The 23608-nt window shown below is 45.7% G+C and carries 21 protein-coding genes; 17 read left to right on the forward strand and 4 right to left on the reverse strand.

Annotation, left to right across the window (positions count from 1 at the left end):
• Window positions 1-506 precede the first annotated feature (506 nt).
• The 3 genes from EJ063_RS06035 to EJ063_RS06045 are packed head-to-tail and all read left to right on the forward strand — an operon-like array spanning window position 507 to window position 3237.
• Entirely contained in the window at window positions 507-734 is a 228-nt protein-coding gene (locus EJ063_RS06035) for a FeoA family protein (protein ID WP_126573136.1), read from the forward strand.
• On the forward strand, window positions 734-3010 hold the full coding sequence (gene feoB, locus EJ063_RS06040) for a Fe(2+) transporter permease subunit FeoB (protein WP_126573137.1): 2277 nt from the start codon (window positions 734-736) through the stop codon (window positions 3008-3010). Before EJ063_RS06035 ends, feoB begins: the two co-directional genes overlap by 1 nt.
• Window positions 3007-3237: a FeoC-like transcriptional regulator gene (locus EJ063_RS06045; RefSeq protein ID WP_126573138.1), complete on the forward strand. Its 231-nt coding sequence runs from the start codon at window positions 3007-3009 to the stop codon at window positions 3235-3237. The genes feoB and EJ063_RS06045 overlap by 4 nt, the downstream gene beginning before the upstream one ends.
• Window positions 3238-3322: 85 nt before the next feature.
• On the opposite strand, the gene EJ063_RS06050 is transcribed toward EJ063_RS06045, so the two are convergent.
• The 3 genes from EJ063_RS06050 to argS form a co-directional block, all read right to left on the reverse strand.
• Window positions 3323-3832: a YqhA family protein gene (locus EJ063_RS06050; protein WP_126573139.1), complete on the reverse strand. Its 510-nt coding sequence runs from the start codon at window positions 3830-3832 to the stop codon at window positions 3323-3325.
• 129 nt (window positions 3833-3961) lie between these two features.
• On the reverse strand, window positions 3962-4390 hold the full coding sequence (locus EJ063_RS06055) for an HIT domain-containing protein (protein ID WP_126573140.1): 429 nt from the start codon (window positions 4388-4390) through the stop codon (window positions 3962-3964).
• A 106-nt stretch (window positions 4391-4496) separates the two neighbouring features.
• Window positions 4497-6230 carry an arginine--tRNA ligase gene (gene argS / locus EJ063_RS06060; protein WP_126573141.1) on the reverse strand — a complete coding sequence of 578 codons (1734 nt, stop codon included), beginning with the start codon at window positions 6228-6230 and terminating at the stop codon, window positions 4497-4499.
• A gap of 244 nt (window positions 6231-6474) precedes the next feature.
• Between argS and EJ063_RS06065 the strand changes: the two genes are divergently transcribed.
• Window positions 6475-7074, forward strand: coding sequence for a VOC family protein (locus EJ063_RS06065; RefSeq protein WP_126573142.1), 600 nt, complete (start codon window positions 6475-6477; stop codon window positions 7072-7074).
• Here the strand turns inward: EJ063_RS06065 and EJ063_RS06070 are convergent.
• Window positions 7066-9840 carry an insulinase family protein gene (locus tag EJ063_RS06070; protein WP_126573143.1) on the reverse strand — a complete coding sequence of 925 codons (2775 nt, stop codon included), beginning with the start codon at window positions 9838-9840 and terminating at the stop codon, window positions 7066-7068. The two genes, EJ063_RS06065 and EJ063_RS06070, sit on opposite strands and share 9 nt — an antisense overlap.
• Window positions 9841-10129: 289 nt before the next feature.
• On the opposite strand from EJ063_RS06070, the gene sixA reads away from it, so the two are divergent.
• The 13 genes from sixA to EJ063_RS06135 all read left to right on the forward strand — a co-directional run bounded on the left by sixA (window position 10130) and on the right by EJ063_RS06135 (window position 23481).
• A complete protein-coding gene (gene sixA, locus EJ063_RS06075; RefSeq protein WP_126573144.1) occupies window positions 10130-10594 on the forward strand; it encodes a phosphohistidine phosphatase SixA in 465 nt (154 codons plus the stop codon).
• 187 nt (window positions 10595-10781) lie between these two features.
• Entirely contained in the window at window positions 10782-12875 is a 2094-nt protein-coding gene (gene flhA / locus EJ063_RS06080) for a flagellar biosynthesis protein FlhA (RefSeq protein WP_126573145.1), read from the forward strand.
• A 29-nt stretch (window positions 12876-12904) separates the two neighbouring features.
• Entirely contained in the window at window positions 12905-14386 is a 1482-nt protein-coding gene (gene flhF / locus EJ063_RS06085) for a flagellar biosynthesis GTPase FlhF (protein WP_126573146.1), read from the forward strand.
• A 13-nt stretch (window positions 14387-14399) separates the two neighbouring features.
• Window positions 14400-15287, forward strand: a complete 888-nt coding sequence (locus EJ063_RS06090; protein ID WP_126573147.1) for a MinD/ParA family protein — start codon at window positions 14400-14402, stop codon at window positions 15285-15287.
• A complete protein-coding gene (locus EJ063_RS06095) occupies window positions 15280-16014 on the forward strand; it encodes an RNA polymerase sigma factor FliA (protein WP_126573148.1) in 735 nt (244 codons plus the stop codon). The genes EJ063_RS06090 and EJ063_RS06095 overlap by 8 nt, the downstream gene beginning before the upstream one ends.
• A gap of 45 nt (window positions 16015-16059) precedes the next feature.
• Window positions 16060-16428, forward strand: a complete 369-nt coding sequence (gene cheY / locus EJ063_RS06100) for a chemotaxis response regulator CheY (RefSeq protein ID WP_008218307.1) — start codon at window positions 16060-16062, stop codon at window positions 16426-16428.
• Window positions 16429-16468: 40 nt separating this feature from the next.
• Entirely contained in the window at window positions 16469-17203 is a 735-nt protein-coding gene (locus EJ063_RS06105; protein WP_126573149.1) for a protein phosphatase CheZ, read from the forward strand.
• A gap of 8 nt (window positions 17204-17211) precedes the next feature.
• Entirely contained in the window at window positions 17212-19413 is a 2202-nt protein-coding gene (locus tag EJ063_RS06110; RefSeq protein ID WP_126573150.1) for a chemotaxis protein CheA, read from the forward strand.
• A gap of 24 nt (window positions 19414-19437) precedes the next feature.
• Window positions 19438-20553, forward strand: coding sequence for a protein-glutamate methylesterase/protein-glutamine glutaminase (locus EJ063_RS06115; protein WP_126573151.1), 1116 nt, complete (start codon window positions 19438-19440; stop codon window positions 20551-20553).
• Between the two features lie 8 nt (window positions 20554-20561).
• Window positions 20562-21338, forward strand: a complete 777-nt coding sequence (locus EJ063_RS06120) for a ParA family protein (RefSeq protein WP_126573152.1) — start codon at window positions 20562-20564, stop codon at window positions 21336-21338.
• On the forward strand, window positions 21331-22452 hold the full coding sequence (locus EJ063_RS06125) for a chemotaxis protein CheW (protein WP_126573153.1): 1122 nt from the start codon (window positions 21331-21333) through the stop codon (window positions 22450-22452). Before EJ063_RS06120 ends, EJ063_RS06125 begins: the two co-directional genes overlap by 8 nt.
• 37 nt (window positions 22453-22489) lie before the next feature.
• Window positions 22490-22984 (forward strand): chemotaxis protein CheW, encoded by a 495-nt coding sequence (locus EJ063_RS06130; RefSeq protein WP_004413313.1) that lies wholly within the window; start codon window positions 22490-22492, stop codon window positions 22982-22984.
• Window positions 22984-23481: a DUF2802 domain-containing protein gene (locus EJ063_RS06135; protein WP_208640356.1), complete on the forward strand. Its 498-nt coding sequence runs from the start codon at window positions 22984-22986 to the stop codon at window positions 23479-23481. The genes EJ063_RS06130 and EJ063_RS06135 overlap by 1 nt, the downstream gene beginning before the upstream one ends.
• Window positions 23482-23608 lie beyond the last annotated feature (127 nt).

Here is a 23608-nt window from a genome sequence, read left to right on the forward strand (position 1 = left end):
GAGTGCTGAGTGCTGAGTGCTGAGTGCTGAGTGCTGAGTGCTGAGTGCTGGAGGTAGAGGAGAAAGAAAAAAAATATCGTGGTATAGCCGGGGGGACTATACCACGGGTGCCAATGACACCTTCGCTTGCTGCCGGAGTGACGCTGCTGCGTCACCTCTGGAATTCAATATCTTCAAGGGAGTTCCTCGTTGACGTGATTAACTATAACCAAGCCGACTTATTTTACTTATAAAATTAACGCCAGTTAGACATAAGAAAAGCGACAGGTTTTTAAGTTTTTGTTTTTAAAGGGTATTTGTTTGTTTTTGTTGTTCTTATCTCTGTTGCCATGCTGTTTTATAAAGTGGTTTTTAATTAAATTAACGTAATTGACGTTGTTGGTTTTTACGTTTTTCACTGTTAGTTTTCTGCAAAGATTGATTTCAGACAAGATTTGTTACATCTATCGAGGATAGTATTGTAAGCGTTAATACAAATATTTCTCATTTAATGTTTTGGCCTGTCTATGAAACTGTCACAATTACAACAAGGGCAAAAAGCAACCATTACTAGCTTTACAGAATTGTCTAACGATATTCGAAAAAAACTGATGGTAATGGGGTTGCTCCCTAACACTCCTGTCACTCTGATCCGTAAAGCCCCGATGGGGGATCCTCTGCAAGTTGAGGTTCGTGGGGTTTCTCTCGCGGTCCGTGTCAATATTGCCGATGCGATTCAAGTGGAGGTTAAGTAATGGAATACAAAATCTTAACTGTTGGTAACCCTAACAGTGGTAAAACGACATTATTTAATGGTCTGACCGGTGCGAAGCAGCAAGTCGGTAACTGGGCAGGGGTGACTGTCGAAAAGAAAACCGGTAAATACACACATTCTAGCGATGACTTTTTATTAACCGACTTACCGGGTATCTATGCATTAGACAGTGGCAATGACGGCAACAGTATTGACGAGTCAATTGCCTCTCGTGCTGTACTGACTCATCCTGCCGATTTAATCATCAACGTGGTTGATGCTACTTGTTTAGAACGCAGCTTGTATATGACCCTTCAACTGCGAGAATTAGGGCGACCAATGGTGGTTGTTCTCAATAAGATGGATGCACTGAAACGTGAACGCCAAACGATTGATATAAAGGCGTTAGAAACCGTTTTGGGCTGCCCTGTGTTTGCGATATCAGCGAACAATAAATCGCAAGTTCATGCATTTAAAGAAAAGTTGCATAAAGCCTTGGTTCAAGGTGTTGCACTGAATGAAATCTGCCTTGATTACGGCGAAGAATTTGAAGGCGCGCTAAATCAACTTGAATCAGTCTTTGCAGAAACAGGCGAAGTTTCACAGCGCGCTTTGGCGATTCGTGCTCTTGAGAATGACTTGTTGGTCCTTAATTCACTCAGTGAGAAAGATCGAGAAACAGTCAGATCGCACCAACAGCGCATCGACTTAGACATTGATTTGCTGGTAGCGGATGTGAAATACACATTCTTGCATGACCAATGTAAAAAAGTACGCCGTACCGAAGGTAAGCTGAGTCATAGCTTTACTGAGAAAGTTGACCAAGTGATCTTAAATAAATGGGTGGGTGTGCCATTCTTCTTTGTTGTGATGTACTTGATGTTTATGTTCTCAATCAACGTCGGTAGTGCGTTTATCGACTTTTTTGATATTGGTGTAGGTGCTTTATTGGTGGATGGTGGGCATTACCTGCTTGATGACCATTTACCGATTTGGTTAGTAACGCTGATTGCCGATGGCGTCGGTGGTGGTATTCAAACGGTCGCCACCTTCATCCCTGTCATTGCTTGCTTGTACCTGTTCTTGGCTGTGCTTGAAAGCTCTGGCTATATGTCTCGCGCTGCATTTGTGCTTGATAAGGTTATGCAAAAAATCGGCTTGCCGGGCAAAGCCTTCGTGCCACTGGTATTAGGTTTTGGTTGTAATGTCCCTTCTATCATGGCGACACGTACGCTAGATCAAGAACGTGAACGTAAATTGGCCGCTTCGATGGCTCCGTTTATGTCTTGCGGCGCGCGACTTCCAGTTTACGCACTCTTCGCGGCAGCATTCTTTCCTCAAAACGGCCAAAACGTTGTATTTGCGTTATACCTATTAGGTATCGTTGCGGCGGTATTTACCGGTTTGGTTTTGAAGAAAACCCTTTACCCTGGCTCTAGCGATAGCTTAGTGATGGAAATGCCAGACTACGAATTGCCAACGATGCGTAATGTCGTGATCAAAACATGGCAAAAGCTAAAACGCTTTGTATTGGGCGCAGGTAAGACGATTGTGGTTGTGGTGACGATTCTAAGCTTCCTAAACTCTGTGGGTACCGATGGGTCATTTGGTAACGAAGACAGCGAAAGCTCAGTGCTCTCGAAAGCGTCTCAAGTAGTGACGCCAATCTTTGCGCCTATGGGAGTGGAAGAAGACAACTGGCCAGCAACCGTTGGTATCATCACTGGTATTTTTGCTAAAGAAGCGGTTGTGGGTACGTTAAACAGTCTATATGCTCCCGCTGATTCGGAAGAGAGCGAATTTGACCTAATGGCGAGCCTAGAGGAAGCGGTGATGTCGATTCCTGATAATCTGGCTGGTCTGAGCTACTCTGATCCATTAGGTATTGAAGTGGGTGACTTGTCCGACAATGCTGCCGTAGCAGAAGAGCAAGAAGTGGATGCGTCGATCTTTGGCAATCTAAAAGGACACTTTGTATCGAGTAATGCCGCATTCTCATACTTAATCTTTATTCTGCTTTATACGCCTTGTGTTGCTGCAATGGGCGCTTACGTGCGCGAGTTTGGCCAGAAGTACGCACGCTTTATCGCTGTCTGGACGATGGGTTTGGCTTACGGAAGTGCAACGCTGTATTACCAAGTGACACACTTTGCAGCTCATCCTATGACGAGTTCAGTTTGGATTGCGGTAATTCTTGGCGTTAGCGCGATGACTTATCGTCTATTGAAAGCGGCGGGCATAAAACAAAACCAAGTATTAGAGGCGCAAGTAGCATGATTTTGGCTGAGTTGAAAAGTCATATTGAACAGCAAGGTAGCGCATCACGCAAAGAGTTGGCGCAGCGTTTCCATCTTAGTGAAGATGGGGTAGATGCAATGTTGTCGGTATGGATCAAGAAAGGGGTAATATCTCGCTTGGTTGACACCAATTCAGCTCAGCATGTTACGCGTGTTCGTTATAGCAAGGTAGAAAGTAATGCCTTGGCGATGACCGTCACGATGTAATCTTTGGTCTCAATACAAATACAAATGCCGCTCTTGAAAAGAGCGGCATTTTTGTACTAAGAGAAACATGAGGGGTTTGGATCCCTTACTCGTTGTGTTGACCAAGTGCCAATAGCTTAACACCCAAACTCAGAAGAAGAATAGACGCAGGTAGGAGTAAAATTTCCCAGCTAAGTTGGTTAAAGTTAATCAAAACTAGCTCTAAGAATTTCACAAACAGAATCACGATAATGACTTCGGTCAACTTGTTCTTTAGGTGGCCAATATTGGGCGTTTTAATCCAGCTAAGCGGTTGATTCTCGGCTTGTGGGCTGTTGTCACTTTTAATAAAGAGTGTGTAGATACCATGAGCAAAAATGAACAGGACCAAAGCGACAAGAAAGGTATCCAGTGATTTGACGATATAGCTAATGGCAATATCGGCGCTGTCTAAATGTTGAAGTTCTGCACTTGGAACAGCACCTAACAAAAACACTTCTATTGCCGTATAGGTTTTGCTTGCACCAATAATAAACAGTAAAGCTGAACCTACCATAGAACAGATGATGGCAATCCAACTGATGAAGCGGAAATAGTGAAAGGCTTTTTTACTCATGTGGCTCTCCTTAAGTTGATGAGGAGAGTATATAGAACACCACTAGTTGTGATAATCCTGCCTGTTTAAGAAAGACTATTACAAAAATGCAGGTAATCGGCCACATTAAGCAGCCGAATTAGGGATGGATCAAGCTCGGGTAAACAGTTTGCTTAGTGACAGGACATTACCAATACGAGTTTGAATTTCAGTTTGCTCTTCTTCTGAACGGAACTCACCTTTGGTATTACCCCATACAGGCCCTGGCCAAGCAACATCATCTTCAAAGCGAGCGATATGGTGAATATGCAGCTGAGGAACCATGTTCCCTAGCGCACCTAGGTTCAGTTTGTTCGGCTGAAATGTCGCTTCTAATGCTTGGCTAACCGCTTGTGACTCATGTAAAAATTGCTGTTGCTCTTGCATTGGAAGGTGGTGAAGTTCTTTAAGATTCGCTCGCTTAGGGACTAGGATGACCCAAGGCACCGCGTTATCTTTATGAAGCAGCGCAATACATAGAGGAAAGTGACCAATAATCGTGGTGTCTTTCGCTAATTGAGGGTGAAGTTCAAAGCTCATTATTATTGTCCGATTTGAATGGATTGAAGTCAGTATACGCCAGATAAAACAAAAGGTTGACGCTTTCACGTCAACCTTTCTTATTACCTTAAAGCATGATGCTTAATTACATACGCTCTAGAGTTTCGATACCCAGTAGAGACAGACCTTGTTTGATCGTCTTCGCTGTTAGCGCAGCAAGTTTCAAACGGCTCTGTTTCACTGATTCATCTTCAGTGTTTAGGATTGGGCACGCTTCGTAGAAGCTAGAGAACTGACCAGCTAGTTCGAATAGGTAGCTACACATGATGTGTGGTTGACCTTCACGAGCGACAGATTGCACTGCTTCTTCAAACTGCATCAGCTTAGCGATCAGGGCTTTTTCTTTTTCTTCGGTTACTTTGATTTCGCCTGCTAGGTTATCCATTGAGATACCTGCTTTTGCGAAAATCGAAGCCACACGTGTGTATGCGTACTGCATGTAAGGTGCTGTGTTGCCTTCAAATGCAAGCATGTTGTCCCAATCGAACACGTAGTCAGTCGTACGGTGCTTAGACAGGTCTGCGTATTTCACCGCAGCCATTGCTACTGTATTCGAAATCTTCGCTTTCTCATCAGCTTCAAGCGATGGGTTCTTAGATTCAATCAGCTTCGCTGCGCGCTCTTCTGCTTCATCTAAAAGATCCGCAAGACGAACCGTACCACCTGCACGAGTCTTAAATGGCTTACCATCTTTACCTAGCATCATGCCGAATGCGTGGTGCTCAAGAGACACTGATTCAGGGATGTAACCGGCTTTACGAACGATCGTCCAAGCTTGCATTAGGTGCTGGTGCTGACGAGAGTCGATGAAGTAAAGAACACGGTCAGCGCCTAGTTGCTCGTAACGGTACTTCGCACATGCGATATCCGTTGTTGTGTACAGGAAACCACCGTCACGCTTCTGGATGATAACGCCCATTGGGTCGCCATCTTTGTTTTTGTACTCATCAAGGAAGACAACTTGTGCGCCATCATCTTCTTGAGCCAGACCTTGTGCTTTTAGGTCTGCAACAATGCCAGGAAGCATGTCGTTGTACTTACTCTCACCCATTACGTCATCACGAGTCAGTGATACGTTTAGGCGATCGTAGTTACGCTGGTTTTGGATCATTGTTACGTCAACAAGCTTCTTCCACATTTCTGCACAGAACTCATCACCGCTTTGTAGCTTAACCACGTAGCCACGTGCTTTTACTGCGAATTCTTCGTCTTCATCGTAAAGCTTTTTCGATTCACGGTAGAACGCTTCTAAGTCAGAAAGCTCCATTGAGACTTCGCCAGACTCTTGCTGAACGCGCTCAAGGTTAGCGATAAGCATGCCGAACTGAGTACCCCAGTCACCAATGTGGTTAGCACGAATAACCTTGTGGCCCAAGAACTCAAGAGTACGAACAACCGCATCACCGATGATAGTTGAACGTAGGTGGCCAACGTGCATTTCTTTTGCAACGTTTGGTGCAGAGTAGTCAGCAACGATTGTTTTCTGTTCGTCAGCAGCAACACCAAGACGAGAATCAGCCAGTGCCGCTTCTGCTTGTTTCGCTAGGAACTCTTCGCTTAGGAAGATGTTGATGAAGCCAGGGCCAGCGATTTCAGTTTTGCTCGCGATACCTTCTAGGTCCAGAACATCCAATACTTTCTGTGCAAATTCGCGTGGGTTCGTACCTAGTTTTTTTGCTACGCCCATTACACCGTTTGCTTGGTAATCACCAAACTGAGGTTTTGCAGATTGGCGAACGGCAGCAGGACTACCTGCAGGTGCGCCAGCGGCTTCAAGAGCCTGAGATACTTTGTCGTTAATAAGTGCTTGGATATTCACACGCGCTTCCTTCAATTCTGGGAATTGGTTAGCTATGCATTCAGGTTCTTCAGCGTCTGACGGTTCAAAGGCTGAATAATATCCACTGGGTGGAGTGAATGCATATCTCGATCTAGTTCATAAATTTGGCGCACATAATAACAACTTTATCGCTCGGCTTATAGGGAGTGAACTGCGAAATTTTCTACTTTTCCTGACGATCTTGTTAGTATTGAGGAAAAATCAACATTTTGGATTATGAAAAATGTCACAACAGCTGATTAATGCTGAGTTAATGCCTTCGCAACTCACCGCTAAACTTGATGGTTTTATGCATAAAATTCAATCTTTAAGCGAGATTTTGCACATTGATCTTAGCCCTTTCCAAGCCGACCATATTGCGCTGCGCATTAATGATACGGAACTGGCGAAACTGGCTCATCATGAGTGGCAAAAACAAGGGCAAGTAATTTCAAATGCTCAGATCAACGGCAGACCGATTATTGTTGTTGCATTTGACCAGCCGTTACAGTGGCAGCATTGGAGTATTGAATGCTTAGAGCTGCCGTATCCAGCAGAAGGCAAGCTTTACCCAGAGCAAAGCTGGGAACACGTTGAGTTTGTTGTGCCGTCAAACGCCGACACGGCAGATGCCTACTTGGAAGATCTGAAAGGGCATTTCCCGACACTGGCTGAGCATTGGGGTGAACTTGCAGAAAAAGGCGTGAAAGTGAAATTATCCAGCCCGAAAGGGGAAGGGGAAAGGCTGAACAACCCAACAGTGGCGTTCAAATATAAAGGGGTGTGCATTAAGCTCCACCCCCATTCACTGAAACAGATTGTTGCCTCAGAGCAATCAGCCTAGCTCTACATCTTTAGGTCGAAGTTGGAACTCTTCAATGGAGCCAATTTCCTGACCTAAGTTGAGCTTATCCGACTCATGGTGCGCATTGCCTTGTGTGTGCATAATGAGTCGGTTGGCGGTTCTTGGTTTCAATTCGTTAACGATGAAGCGGATCATATCGGTACGTGTCAGCTTCTTAAGCTCTTCGAGTACCACTTCCTTCTGATTAAATCCTAAATCCTTGTTACCGATCGCGACCCACAATCGTTGAGCCCGGCCTCTCAAAGTGGTGTCTGGTGTCGCAATTTGATTCCATAACCCCCGCTTACTGCTATGCCATTGATACTCATTGAGCTCGAGCAGCACAAGATAAAAGGCATTCAGAAACTCATCAATGGATTGAATCAAATCCACGGGTGCGGCATTCGGTGATTGCACATAGAGCGCAATACCGGGATGGCGGTTGAGCGGTAGATTGCCAGTGCCGACCATATAACCCAGCTGCTGTTTGGTGCGAATCTCATGGAAGAAGGTCGCTGACATTAAGTGATTTGCTAATGAGTAGAGAGCAATGCTTCGTGGGCTAGTATCTTCACATTGGTAATAGAGAACCACAGCCGAATCCTCTTGATCGCACAGCACTTCTCTTTGGAACGAGCCATTTTCACCCAGCATGACCAGTGGCCTCAATGACTCTTCATACTGTTGATTTTGAACGCGTAGCGCATCTTTTAAGGTGTTACCCAACGCAAGAGCTTCCGACTTTGTCCAATCGCCATACACAAACATTTCAACGTGAAGTTCTGCCAATATCGCATCGACAAAGGTAGCCAGTTCATCAACGTCAATGGTTTCGAGTGCTTCTAGTAATACAGAGTAAGGCGGATTGTTTGGCTGTAAGATCCCTGTCAGTGCATTGAAAAGTTGCGATATAGGACGATCTTGAGCTGAATTTCGCCAATTGCGCAGCAACTGCTGTTTAATGGTCTCAAATCGTTGTTCACTGAAGTCTCGCTTAGCAAAACGAGCGAGAATGAGTTTCATAAGCTCGGGTTGCTTTTGGCTAAAGCCTGATACGGTTAATGTGACGCCACCTTGATGCGCATACATGTTGTAGCCCATACCGGCGATCTCAGCTTGGTAAGTCTCAGCGGCTAGGCTATCAAGGAACATCTCAACACAGAGACGAGTTTTAACAATATTACGTGGATTGGCGACAGCATGAGGGCTGTCGATCGCTACGTACACCACGCCTTTCGGAACTCGAAACTCTTCATCTTGTAGGTGCCAAAGCTTAAACCCCGCTAATTCTTCCAAGACTTCTGGGTTTGCTTGTTCTGTCTCGGCTTCCTTTGGATCGAGGTCATAGCAGATAAACGGGTTCTTCTCAGGCAATGCAAACGCTAGCTCACACGGGGCAAGAAAGTGTTCCATTTGTTGCTGGCTAAGAGGAGAGACAGAATAAGGAGTGAAATACCACTTTGCTGTTTTGTCGTACTTGTAACCATGAGCGATCAGTGTCGCTCTTAGATTACTTGGAACCATGTAATCCATAAGTTTACGCAACAAAGGCTCATCATATTGAGTCATCATGAAGTCGCCATAGACAATATCTTCAGCTTGGTAATGCTGCATATTAACGACGAGGTGACTCACAAGATCCAGCGGGCGAGTCGGTTCTTGAAAGCGGAAAGCAGACTCCAAAACGGCTTGCTTTTCTAGGTAACGCCACTCGTCAAACCCTTGCTGTTTGATCAAATCTAAATAATGGAACACAGCCTGAGTAATGTCATCAGTGTGTTCAAGACCAAGCGGTGTCAGTGCGCAGCTTACAGTGAACTCACGGTAGTTGCTGCCACTTGTCCCCCCTCCGGCAGACAGGGAGGTGATCCAACCTTGGTCTTTCAACGCGAGCATTAAACTGCCATCGCCTTCATAGCCCAGCAAATGAGCAAAGTAAGACAAAGGTTTAGACTGGTAGTGCTCGTCCATGCCTGGCATTGGAAAAGAGAGGATCAGTTTTCGGATTTCTTTGACAGGCTCAACATGAATTTGAATCGCAGTGTGTTCTTTTTCGCAGTAGGGAATGTCAATCGCTTTATGGGCAAGCGAATGGTTAGGGACAGCCGAAAACTTTTCGTGGCACCAAGCTTCTAACTCGTCCAGTGTTTGCGGCCCTGTGACCGCAAGAGTCATTAAATCAGAAGAGTATTGGTTAAAATGAAAATCAACGATTTCGTCGCGAATAGAGTGGCCGTCACGATCGCCTAATGTTTCAAGGTTGCCGACGGAAAACTTGCTAAATGGGTGCGTTGGGTTGATCAGTTCTTTATGGACTTGATAAAGGCGTCTTGAATCGTCATTGAGTTTCATTTTGTATTCAGACTCAACGGCTTGACGCTCTTTATCTAAGGCTTCAGGGTTAAAAAGTGGTGCAGTAAAGAACTGGCTAAATCGATCTAAGCTGGGCTCAAATGCATTTGGAGACACGTCAAAGAAAAAGCACGTATGTTCGGTGCCTGTCCACGCGTTGTTGCTGCCACCATGTTGGTTAATAAAGCTCTGAAACTCACCAACCTTAGGGTACTTCTCCGTACCTAAAAACAGCATGTGCTCTAAGTAGTGTGCAAGACCTTCTCTCTCATTCGGGTCGTCAAAATGGCCGACGTTGACCGCTAAGGCTGCGGCTGACTTTTGCGCGGTGTCGTCATGGATCAACAAAACGCGAACACCGTTAGAAAGCGTTAAGTAACGGTATTGGTTGGTATCATTAGGGCTTATGTGCACGATGCCGTCTCCAGTCAATTTGAGAGCGCTTGATAATAAAGTAATTATGACTCGGATATGGCTGACTGCAAACTATCTGTTTGAGAAATATGAGCAAAATAGAGACTTTGCAAGCGAAGTCTAGCTTTAAAGAGTGTTAAGAAAGTCGAAGTCTTTCCAGTGAAAGTTGATATAATTATAGCTTAAACATTGTATTTGGCTAAGGCCACTCAGTCAGTGAAGTCACTGAGATAAAAATAACGATAGCCCGCTCTGGTCAATTAAGCGGGAGCTGTATTAGGAAGAAGCCATGAAAATTTTTATTATGCGTCACGGTGAAGCGGAACATTTTGCTGCCAGCGATGCAGACAGAGAACTCACTCCCCATGGACGAAGCGCCTCTGTGACTGTTGCGAAAGCCTGCGCAGAAAAAGGCTTTGCTCAGTTTGATAAAGTGTTAGTAAGTCCTTACATCCGTGCTCAGCAAACATGGCAAGAAATCTCTGCTCACTTTTCTTCCTCACAAGTTGAAACTTGCGATGATATTACACCCTATGGTGATTCAGAACAGGTAGCAGATTATGTCTCGGCGCTGGTGGATGTTCATAACTATGAAAGCGTATTAATTGTCTCTCATTTGCCCCTTGTCGGTTATCTAACCTCTGAATTTGTCACCGATATGGCTCCGCCAATGTTCCCAACTTCTGGACTGATTTGCATCGAATACTCACTAGAAACGCTGCAAGGTGAAGTGCGCTTTAACCTTCATCCATAATTTACCTTCTCTTCGCTTTTGTCCTACCTTTAACTGGGATGAAAGCGAACACTTACCTTCTAGACCAAAGGCTTTGCTCTAGCACTTTCATTGGCTCTAGCCATTAATTTGACGTATTGATGGACTGGATATTGCATAGGTAAGCCAAACTGTTCTTTTACCGAATATTTATTGTAGCTACCCAACTATGAAGTTCTCTTTACCGTTTGCGGATAAACTGCCACCAATTCCTCAGCGAGCGATGCCAGCTATTGGTGCGCCGGTCATGGTGTTGGCGACATTGGCAATGGTTATCTTGCCAATCCCTGCGCTTTTGCTCGATCTGTTTTTCACCTTCAACATTGCGCTGGCGATGGTGGTGTTACTTGTTACGGTTTATACACGTCGACCACTTGATTTTGCGGCTTTCCCGACAGTCCTACTGATTGCGACTCTATTACGTTTGGCGTTGAACGTTGCTTCAACACGTGTGGTACTACTCCATGGCCATGAGGGCGCAGGCGCTGCGGGTAACGTTATCGAAGCCTTCGGTAGTGTTGTTATCGGCGGTAACTATGCGGTTGGTCTAGTCGTGTTTATCATCTTGATGATCATTAACTTTATGGTTGTTACTAAAGGTGCGGGACGTATTTCTGAGGTAAGTGCTCGTTTCACCTTAGATGCCTTACCGGGTAAACAAATGGCGATTGATGCTGACTTGAATGCTGGCCTCATTGACCAAGACCAAGCACGAACTCGCCGTCAGGAAGTCACCAAAGAAGCCGACTTTTACGGCTCAATGGACGGTGCCTCTAAGTTCGTAAAAGGGGATGCGATTGCGGGTATCTTAATCCTGTTTATCAACATCATCGGTGGTCTATCGATTGGTATGGCTCAAAATGGTCTAGGTTTTGGCGAAGCAATAGAAATCTATACGTTACTGACCATTGGTGACGGCCTAGTTGCACAAATTCCATCATTACTCCTTTCTATTGGCGCAGCTATCATGGTGACGCGCCAGAACACTGACGAAGACATGGGCCAGCAGGTCGTCTTCCAGTTATTTGATAATCCTAAAGCCTTGATGATCACCGCGTCTATTTTGTTTGTGATGGGTATTGTGCCAGGCATGCCTCACTTTGCTTTCCTTTTGCTCGCAGCAATAGCGGGTGGTTCCGCGTATTGGATTGCACGTAAGCAGAAAGAAGAAGCCGAAAAACCCAATCTACCAGCTACTACGGAACCAGAATCATCAACACCAAAAGAACTTTCTTGGGATGACGTTCAGCCCGTTGATATTGTCGGTTTGGAAGTGGGCTATCGACTGATTCCTTTGGTGGATCAGGCTCAAGGTGGCGAGTTGCTAGAACGAGTCAAAGGGGTACGTAAAAAGCTTTCGCAAGACTTTGGCTTTCTTATTCCTGCAGTCCACATAAGAGACAACTTGGAACTGACGCCTAACAGCTATCGAATCACTTTGATGGGCGTCGCGGTGGGTGAGGCTGAAATCAGACCTGATATGGAGCTCGCTATTAACCCAGGTCAAGTGTATGGAATGATTGAAGGAGAGCCGACGATTGATCCTGCATTTGGACTAGAGGCGGTCTGGATTCGTGAAGAGCAACGAGAGCATGCTCAAGCACTAGGCTACACTGTAGTTGATTCCTCTACGGTTCTTGCAACGCACCTCAGCCAACTGCTGACTAACAATGCTTCGCAGCTCATTGGTCATGAAGAGGTGCAAAACTTACTTGAAATGTTGGGTCGCAGTACGCCGAAATTGGTGGAGAGTTTTGTCCCTGATCAGTTACAACTTGGTGTGGTGGTTAAGGTCCTACAGAACTTACTCAACGAAGCGGTTCCTATTCGAGATATTCGAACGATTGTTCAAACCTTGTCCGAATACTCAAGTAAGAGTCAAGAACCTGACATTTTAACCGCTGCAGTTCGGATTTCTCTGAAGCGACTAATTGTACAGGAAATCAATGGGATAGAGCCGGAGTTGCCGGTTATCACCCTGATTCCTGAGCTGGAACAAATATTGCATCAAACAATGCAGGCTTCCGGTGGGGAGTCGGCGGGAATTGAGCCAGGATTGGCAGAACGACTGCAAACATCTTTAAGCCAAGCAACACAAGAACAAGAACTGAAAGGAGAACCTGCTGTATTACTCACATCAGGTGTGCTTCGTTCAACATTGGCTAAATTTGTTAAGAACACTATTCCTTCGTTAAGAGTACTCTCTTACCAAGAAATTCCTGACGAGAAACAAATTCGTATTGTTCAAGCGGTGGGGAACTAGCTTCAATATGTTGATAAACGGTACTTACTTTGAAGATTAAACGATTTTTTGCCAAAGATATGCGCACGGCACTGCTCCAAGTGAAAGGAGAGCTTGGTGATGATGCAGTGATCATGTCTAACAAAAAAGTGGCAGGAGGCGTAGAGATTGTGGCCGCCGTTGACGGTGATGGTTCGAACGCTAAGTCTGTGGCGAATAACTACAGCTCGAACCCTCGACACAGCAACAATCGCCCTATGCCAGCGAAAAAGCCGGCATCTCAGCCTAACCGAGCATTGGCGGAAGACAAAGTCAGCCTTGGTGCGCAGTCAGGTAATGATCGCTCGATGACGAAACGCTTTGCCAATATGTTCAAGCAATATGGCGGCGGTGAGGTCAATGAGCCTGAGGAAGAGACCAATGCAGACTCTTTAGCAGCATTGCTCAATCGTCAGTCGAATACACGACAAGATGGGCGTGAAAACGTTCAAGTGAAAGAAGATTCACCTTTGGCGCGCCTTATTGCAGAAGATCGCCGATTGGAGCGTCCTTCTGCAAAGCTCGACCCTACACGTTATGAGCGTTCACGTGCAAATGAAGCCGCGGTGCCTAGCGAAGATCTTGAAGAGATGAAAGAAGAGATGACGTCCATTCGTCGTCTACTCGAACACCAAGTGTCTGGCCTAATGTGGCAAGAAGTAGAGCGTAGAGAGCCGCTTCGTGCCATGCTTATTAAGCGCTTAGAGCGTATGGGCGTCTCGTCGGACCTAGCTGACCAATTAGCTTGTTACATTCCTGAAGACACGGCACCGACCAAGGCGTGGAAAGCGTTGCTTGGATTAGTTGCAGACCAAGTGCCTGTCTCGCAAAAAGATATCCTCAAACGAGGTGGTGTGGTTGCACTACTTGGCCCTACAGGGGTAGGTAAGACAACAACAATAGCGAAATTAGCCGCTCGCGCTGCGATGGAGTATGGCAGCGAAAATGTCGCGCTGGTTTCCACAGACACATACCGAATCGGTGCGCATGAGCAACTTGCTATTTATGGCCGAATTATGGGGTGTCCTGTAAAAGTCGCTAAAGATTCCAACGAGTTAGCCGATGTAATTTATCAGTTACGAAATCGTCGTCTAATTCTTGTCGATACTGCCGGAATGGGGCAGCGTGATGTACGCCTCTCTGAACAGTTAGACACATTGATGCAAGAAACGGGTGAAGTGATTCATAGTTATTTGGTTCTGCCAGCAACGGCACAGCGTAAAGTGTTGCAAGAGACCATTGATCACTTCAAGCGGATTCCGTTGTCAGGCTGCATCATGACTAAGCTAGATGAGTCACTGAGTTTAGGTGAGTTTCTAAGTGTTGTGGTTCAAAACGCACTACCCGTGACTTATATCGCGAATGGGCAACGTGTCCCAGAAGACATTGTGATTGCGCAACCGAAGTACATGGTCGCAAAAGCAAACGAATTACTTGAGAAGTCGACAGATGACGAACCTCACTATTGGAATAGTGAATCAGATAGGTTCTAGGCGGCGGACGATTATGACAAAGAATATGATACAAGACCAAGCAAGCGGCTTACGCCGTTTAACACAGCCTTCACTTACAAAAGTTATCTCAGTAACTGGCGGTAAGGGTGGTGTTGGTAAATCAAATGTGACGTTAGGCATGGCTATTTCTATGGCTCGTCAAGGTAAAAAAGTCATGGTACTTGATGCCGACTTAGGCCTTGCCAATGTCGATGTTATGTTGGGTATTCGACCTAAGCGCAACTTAGGCCATGTACTTGCCGGTGAATGTGACCTAAAAGATGCGATTGTTGAGGGGCCGCATGGGATACGAATAATCCCTGCAACATCAGGCACTCAGGCAATGACGGAGCTTACTCACGCACAACATATCGGCTTAATTCGAGCTTTTGGTAGCTTAGAAGACGAAATGGACGTATTATTAATAGATACGGCAGCCGGTATATCGGATATGGTGGTAAGCTTCTCAAGAGCTGCGCAGGATGTGGTTATCGTTGTATGTGACGAGCCTACCTCCATCACAGATGCTTATGCTTTAATAAAGTTGTTGAGTAAAGAACATCAAGTTCAACGATTTAAAATTGTTGCAAATATGGTCAGAAGCTACCGTGAAGGCCGAGAATTGTTTGCAAAGTTGACCTTGGTCACAGAGCGATTCTTGAATGTGAGCCTAGAGCTCGTAGCATGTATTCCTTTGGATGATAAAGTTAGACAAGCGGTTAAAAGACAAAAGATTGTTGTGGATGCATTCCCTAGAGCTCCAGCGGCATTAGCGATCGGATCACTGGCAAGTAAGGCACTTACTTGGCCAATTCCGAAAACTCCGAGTGGACATCTTGAGTTTTTTGTCGAACGCTTACTTAATAGACCAGAGATGCTAGAGGAACCATTTGGTGAATAAGGCCTTGACCTATGACCAGTACGCAAATCAAAACAGCCAACGAGCATTTCTAGAAAAATACTCGGTGCTGGTGAAGCGTATTGCTCATCATCTGCTAGGGAGATTACCTCCAAGTGTGCAGGTAGAAGATCTTATTCAGGCGGGAATGATTGGCCTGCTCGAAGCTCAGAAAAACTATGACGGAACCAAAGGGGCGAGCTTCGAAACTTATGCAGGGATCCGTATTCGAGGCGCAATGCTTGATGACATACGTCGAGGTGATTGGGTGCCGCGCTCGGTACATAAGCACAATCGAGAAGTGTCTCAGGCTATTTCGGTACTTGAAGGCGAATTGAATCGTGACCCGACTGATGCAGAAGTTGCACAGCGGATGGGTATCAGCTTAGAGCAGTACCACACAATTTTAACGGACATCAACTGTTCTCGTTTAGTGGGAATAGAAGACTTGGGAGTGTCGGAAGATTCGATCTCTCCCGAGGATAGCGAAGATGATAACCTACCTTTTAAAGGTGTTGCTGATGAATATTTTCGTAAAGCATTGGTTGATTCAATAAAATCTCTTCCAGAGCGTGAAGCTCTAGTACTTTCGCTTTATTATGATGAAGAGTTAAACTTAAAAGAAATCGGTGAAGTTATTGGTGTTAGCGAGTCACGCGTTAGCCAAATACTAAGCCAATCTATGCAGCGTCTACGCACAAAGTTAAGTGCTTGGACAAATAATGAGTAAAAATCACTGATCTCAAATTCAGTGGAGGCAATTTTGAATAAAAACATGAAGATCCTTATTGTTGACGATTTCTCAACAATGCGCCGTATCGTTAAGAACCTACTTCGTGATTTAGGTTTCAATAATACCCAAGAAGCGGATGATGGCTTAACGGCGTTACCTATGCTTAAAAAAGGCGAGTTCGACTTTGTCGTGACAGACTGGAACATGCCAGGTATGCAGGGTATCGACTTGCTCAAACACATTCGTGCGGATGCTGAGTTAAAGCACCTACCTGTCTTGATGATTACTGCAGAAGCCAAGCGTGAGCAGATCATCGAAGCGGCTCAAGCAGGTGTAAATGGTTACATTGTTAAACCATTCACAGCAGCAACACTAAAAGAAAAACTAGATAAAATTTTCGAACGCTTATAGTCAAAGGTTTGACTAGAGGCTGGAAAGGCCAATATTCAGAATGATTTCATTAGAACAGGCAAAGCAACTTGTCGAGCTGTTGGAAGAAGGTCAACAACAAGAAGCGGATAATCTTGTTAAAGACATCTACCACAATATCTCGAACCCTATGCTTCAAGAAATTGGAGAGTTGACTCGTGATTTACACGAATCGATCAAAAATTTCAGCATAGATGACCGTATGAGTCAGATAGCCAATGACGAAATCCCAGATGCTAGGGATCGCCTCCAATACGTCATTGATAAGACTGAAGTTGCTGCAAACAAAACGATGGATGCGGTTGATCGTTGCATGCCCATTGCTGACAACCTTCATGAGGGGCTGCTTCAAGTACGCCCACAATGGAATGAACTCATGCATGGCCGCATCGAACTGGCGGAATTTAAAGCGCTTTGTTATCGCATCGACAACCTCTTAAGTGAAGTTGAAGGCGATAGCACAGAACTAAGAGGTCAATTAACTGAGATCTTAATGGCTCAGGACTTCCAAGATTTGACGGGGCAGATTATTCGCCGAGTGATCACTTTGGTGGAAGAGGTAGAAGGTCGTTTAGTCGAGATCCTTACCGCCTTTAGTTCTGATGGTGCTGCTGTAGGCCAGTTGGAAGAAAGCAACAATAACAAGAAGAAAGCATCAACGGATCCAGAAGGTCCAATCCTTAACGCTCAGGAAAGGGATGATGCCGTTTCATCACAAGACGAAGTGGATGATCTACTCTCGAGTCTTGGGTTTTAGAGGTAAATATGAGCTACGATTTAGACGAAGATATTCTTCAGGACTTTTTGGTCGAAGCAGGAGAGATCTTAGAGTTACTCTCTGAGCAGTTAGTCGAACTGGAAAATAACCCTGACGATAAAGATCTACTAAACGCCATTTTCCGTGGTTTCCACACCGTTAAAGGTGGTGCAGGTTTCTTATCTCTCACGGAACTGGTTGATACGTGTCATGGTGCGGAGAACGTGTTCGATATTCTTCGAAATGGCCAGCGACAGGTTAATGCAAGCTTGATGGATACGATGCTGCAAGCGTTGGATACAGTCAATGAGCAGTTTCAAGCGGTTCAAGATCGTGAAGAATTGCCGAAAGCTGAGCAGTCCCTTCTTGATGAACTTCACCGCTTGAGTAAGCCTGAATCAGCAGATGAAGCACCGTCTGCGCCAGAGCCAACTCCCGTTATTGAGCAGCCAGTCGCTTCTGAACCTGTGGTTGAAGCGCCCTCTGAGCCTGCTAACCTTTCATCTGGCTCTATTGATGAAATTACTCAAGACGAATTTGAAAAGTTATTGGATGAGCTCCATGGTTCAGGCAGTGCGCCTGGCCAGTTAGCAGCAAGTGCTCCTGAAGCACCTAAAGCGGCACCTGCAGCAGACATTGACCCGAACAGCGATATTACCGATGATGAGTTTGAAAAGCTTCTAGATGAACTTCACGGTGTTGGTATTGCACCAGGCGAGAGTGGTGTAGCTCCTACTCCAGAGCCTGTCGCGGCCGCCCCTGAAATTCCAGCCGTTGCAGGTGATAGTGACTTAATGTCCGATGAGGAGTTTGAAAAGCTTCTTGATGATCTGCACGGTTCAGGTAAAGGCCCAAGTGTCGAAGAACTCGATGCGGCGACAAAACCGGTAGCTGAGAATCCTGCTCCGGCGGCTCCTGCCCCTGCTGCGCCAAAACCAGCGCCAGCTCCTGCCGCTCCTGCTTCTAAACCAGCAGCAAAAGCGGAACCAGCTGCGAAAAAAGAAGTCGCAGCGCCGGCGAAGAAGACTCAAGCTGAAGCGACAGTTCGTGTTGATACGTCGACACTCGATACCATCATGAATATGGTTGGTGAGCTTGTATTGGTTCGAAACCGACTACTAAGTCTAGGTTTAAACAGCGCCGACGAAGAAATGTCAAAAGCTGTTGCAAACCTCGATGTTGTTACCGCAGACCTACAAGGTGCGGTAATGAAAACGCGCATGCAGCCAATCAAAAAAGTATTTGGCCGTTTCCCACGCGTTGTACGTGACTTAGCTCGTAGCCTGAACAAAGACATCACGCTTGAGATGCGTGGAGAAGATACCGACCTAGATAAAAACCTTGTTGAAGCGCTTGCCGATCCGCTGATTCACTTGGTGCGTAACTCGGTGGACCACGGTATTGAAATGCCTGATGCACGTGTGGCTTCTGGTAAATCTCGTACCGGTAAAGTTATCTTATCGGCCTCTCAAGAAGGTGACCATATTGAACTTGCTATCGTTGATGATGGCGGCGGTATGGACCCAGATAAACTGCGTGGTATCGCCGTCAAACGTGGCATCATGGATGAAGACGCGGCTTCTCGTCTAACAGATAAAGAGTGTTTCAACCTTATCTTTATGCCGGGCTTCTCAAGTAAAGAGCAGATTTCAGATATCTCTGGTCGTGGTGTAGGTATGGACGTTGTGAAAACAGCGATCAACACACTCAACGGTTCAATTGATATCGACTCAGAAATGGGTAAAGGGACTAAGATCACCATCAAAGTTCCGCTGACTCTGGCAATCCTACCAACACTAATGGTTGGTGTTGCAGGCCACCCATTTGCGCTACCACTTGCGAGCGTAAACGAAATCTTCCATTTAGATTTAAGTCGTACCAACGTGGTTGATGGTCAACTAACCATCATTGTTCGTGACAAGTCTATTCCTCTGTTCTACTTACAAAATTGGTTAGCACCACAAGCAGGCCAAGTGGAGCTGCGCAAAGGCCATGGTCACGTCGTTATCGTACAGATTGGTAGCCAGCGTGTTGGTTTTGTTGTTGATACCTTAATTGGTCAGGAAGAAGTGGTTATCAAACCACTAGATAACCTATTGCAAGGCACGCCTGGTATGGCGGGCGCGACAATCACAAGTGATGGTCATATTGCTCTTATCTTAGACGTACCTGATTTGCTTAAGCAGTATGCAGCTGCTTCGCGAATTTAATTCGCTGAATATAAAAGGACCTATATGGCAATTAAAGTATTAGTCGTTGATGATTCGAGTTTTTTCCGTCGTCGCGTGAGCGAAATTATCAACTCGGAAGCTCGACTAGAAGTTATTGACGTTGCGACCAACGGGAAAGAAGCGGTAGACAAAGCTCTATCGCTCAAACCAGATGTGATCACTATGGATATCGAGATGCCAGTCATGGACGGCATCACTGCAGTTCGTGAGATCATGTCGAAGAGCCCAGTGCCAATTTTGATGTTCTCTTCACTAACTCATGATGGTGCAAAAGCAACATTAGATGCGTTAGAGGCGGGAGCATTAGATTTCTTACCTAAGAAATTTGAAGACATTGCACGAAACCGTGATGAAGCTGTCAGCCTTTTACAGCAACGTGTGATTCAAATTGCGTCTAAACGTGCTTCAATGCGACGTACAGCGCCAATGAAACCAGCTGCAACGACACCAACGGCGTCACAGCCTGCAGCGCGCACGCCAATTCGACCTGCGACATCAGTTGCTAAGCCATCAGTGGCGACCCGTTTTAAAGCAAGCGGGAAAAAATATCAGCTAACGGCGATTGGCACGTCAACGGGTGGTCCTGTTGCTCTGCAGAAAATCTTAACCAAGCTTCCTGCTAACTATCCACATCCAATTGTATTGATTCAACACATGCCAGCGACGTTTACTGCCGCGTTTGCGAGTCGCTTGAACTCACTGTGTAAGATTCAGGTAAAAGAAGCAGAAGACGGTGATGTGCTTAAACCGGGTGTCGCCTACTTGGCTCCAGGCGGTAAGCAGATGATGTTAGATGGTCGACCAGGTTCTACCAAGTTACGTATCATCGATGGTGGCGAGCGTATGAACTACAAACCATGTGTTGATGTCACTTTTGGTAGCGCAGCAAAAATTTACTCTGACCAAGTACTCTCGATGGTTTTGACCGGAATGGGTGCAGACGGTCGTGAAGGCTCTCGCATGCTGAAAGGCGTTGGCGCAACTGTGTGGGCTCAAGACGAAGAAAGCTGTGTGGTTTATGGCATGCCACAAGCGGTTGCGAAAGCGGGAATCTCTACTGAAGACTTACCGCTGGATAGAATCGCTGAGCGAATGCTAGTCGAAGTTGGGCTAGCTTAGAGGTCACCATGATTGTTTGGAGCATAGCAAACCAAAAAGGGGGGGTCGGTAAGACAACGACAACCATAACGCTTGCTGGTTTGTTAAGTAAGCAAGGCAAGCGTGTGCTATTGGTCGATACGGACCCACATGCTTCTTTGACGACTTACCTCGGTTACGACTCTGATAGCGTACCGTCTAGTCTGTTCGACTTATTTCAGCTTAAGGAATACACCGAACAAACGGTGATGCCGCTGGTGATGAGATCGGACATCGAAGGTATTGATCTTATCCCGGCACATATGTCACTGGCCACACTCGATCGAGTGATGGGAAATCGCAGTGGCATGGGGCTGATCTTAAAAAGAGCGTTACTGGCTATACGTGATCGTTATGACTATGTGTTGATCGACTGCCCGCCAATTTTGGGTGTCATGATGGTCAATGCTTTGGCCGCAAGCGACCGTATTCTGATTCCTGTTCAGACAGAGTTCTTAGCAATGAAAGGCTTAGAACGAATGATCCGAACATTAGCGATTATGCAAAAGTCGCGCAATAAAGCATTCAGTGTCACGATCGTGCCAACCATGTACGACAAGCGTACTAAGGCTTCATTGCAAACATTACAGCAACTTAAGAAAGACTACCCAGATCAGGTGTGGTCTTCTGCTGTACCGATTGATACTAAGTTTAGAGACGCGAGTCTTAAACACTTACCCGTTTCTCACTTTGCTTCTGGTAGTCGAGGAGTGTTTGCGTATAAGCAGCTTCTGCTCTATTTGGAGAGGTTATCGATAAATGAGTAGTCAATCGTTGCTTTCAAGTGAACAGGCTCTTGATGATTACTTTTCAGCCCTGCTTGAAGAATCAGATGAGGCCGAGGAAGAACAGCTTGCAGAGCATGTGGTTGAGGCTACCGTCTTGCCAGAGCCAGAGCCAGAGCCAGAGCCAGAGCCAGAGCCAGAGCCAGAGCCAGAATGGGAAACTGAACAAGAAATTGAAGCAGAGAGCACGCCCTTAGAGCCGATGCTGCAATCTGTTGAAGAGAAAAGTTATTTCCACCGACCAAATGATGACGTGGAAGTGCCGAATCTCGAAGACGTTGAACGGTTATTGAAACAGCTTGAATCCACTAACCCCGTCGCGGAGCTCGAACTTGAGCAAGTGATGGAACAAAATACGGTGGATATCGCCCTCGCAGAGGTGGTTCAACCGACCGTAGAGGAAGAGATTCAAGAATGGCCAATCGAAGAGCCGGTAGCCGAACTAGAGGCCGTCGCTGACTTTGAAACAGCGGTTGATGAGCTTAAGGTAGAGCCGGTTGAAATTACCGAACTGGATCTAGAAACACCAGTCGAAGTCGCTGAGCCTGACGTTGTTGAAGCTATCGCTGAAGAACTTGAAGTTGAACATCAGCTGAAAACGTCTCAAGGTGCAGGAGGGTTAGGTGAGTGGCAATCCACAGAGCGTCATTCTGATTTTCAAGTACTGTACTTTGATGTCAACGGTGTCACTTTTGCTGTGCCACTCGACGAGTTAGGCGGGATTCATCGCATTGACGAAATGAATCACCTAATAGGTCGACCTGATTGGTATTTAGGCCTTCAAACTAGCCGAGAAGCGCAATTGGATGTGGTCGATACGGCAAAGTGGGTGATGGCTGAAAAGCTTACCGATGAAGAATACAAAGAAGCTTATCAATACATTGTTATGTTAGGCGAAACAATGTGGGGATTGGCTTCCACCCAGTTAATGGGGACAGAAACACTAAACCCATCTATGGTTCGATGGCGTGAAACTGCGGGAAAACGCCCTTGGTTAGCCGGGATGGTCACAGAAAAAATGTGTGCTTTAATTCATGTTGAGGCATTGGTAGCTATGCTTAATGCAGGACTTGATGTAAAAGCATTAGATAAATAAAACATTTATGCCGATTTAGGCTTAGAGAGGATAAGGTATGTCTCAAACTAATGAAGTAGAAGTTAGAAAAGAGCAGTCGAATGACGAAGTGCTTCAGTGGGTGACGTTCCAGTTAGAAGAAGAAACTTACGGCATCAACGTAATGCAAGTTCGTGAAGTGCTGCGTTACACAGAGATTGCACCAGTTCCGGGTGCGCCGGATTACGTGTTAGGTATTATTAACCTGCGCGGAAACGTAGTGACGGTTATCGATACACGTTCACGTTTTGGTCTAATGGAAGGTGAAATCACAGACAATACTCGTATTATCGTGATTGAGTCTGAGCACCAAGTGATCGGTATTCTTGTTGATAGTGTTGCTGAGGTGGTTTACCTACGTTCATCTGAAATCGATACCACTCCAAGTGTTGGTACTGATGAAAGCGCGAAATTCATCCAAGGTGTGAGCAACCGTGATGGCAAGCTTCTTATCCTGGTTGATTTGAATAAGCTGCTAACAGACGAAGAATGGGATGAGATGGCTCACCTATAATGGATTTGAGTAGTTCGATGTTAAGTGCTCCGGTGATTGCTGGAGCCATATCGTTTGTCGTATTGATATTTGTTTTTGCGTTATTGCGTATAAAGCAAGGGCAAACACGTTCTTCTGAACAGCAGCGCCAAAAAACGCGCTATTTAGAAAAAGAACTACAAAAAGCCAATAAACAACTTCTAGAAGTACGTTCCGTTGTGGTTGGGCTTGGTCAAAAAGTCAGCGAGCAACAAGATGTGATTAAGCACCTCAATGAACGAATCACCGAGTTAGAGCAAGTAGACAGTGATGGCCGTCTTTATTCCAGAGCGAGTAAGATGGTTCAACTGGGTGCGGATATTAACGAGTTGATTGAAGAGTGTGAACTGCCTAAAGCAGAAGCTGAGCTGATGATGTCTCTACAAAAGAAAATTGCGGGCCAAGAAAAGGTGCCCCCTTTGGAGAGTTCGCCAGATAGACAAAAAGCCGCCGCTCGAAAACGAACGATGAGAAGATGAATTGACTAAAAAGTGCCTAAGGGCACTTTTTTTATGCCTGAATGTAATCACTTAGGGGTAGTTTGAAAGGTTTGTGTTTGAATATTAACAGAATCTTACGTAGTTTCGTGATTCGTATAGGTCTAAT

Source organism: Vibrio aquaticus, from assembly GCF_003970385.1.
GTDB classification, from domain to species: domain Bacteria; phylum Pseudomonadota; class Gammaproteobacteria; order Enterobacterales; family Vibrionaceae; genus Vibrio; species Vibrio aquaticus.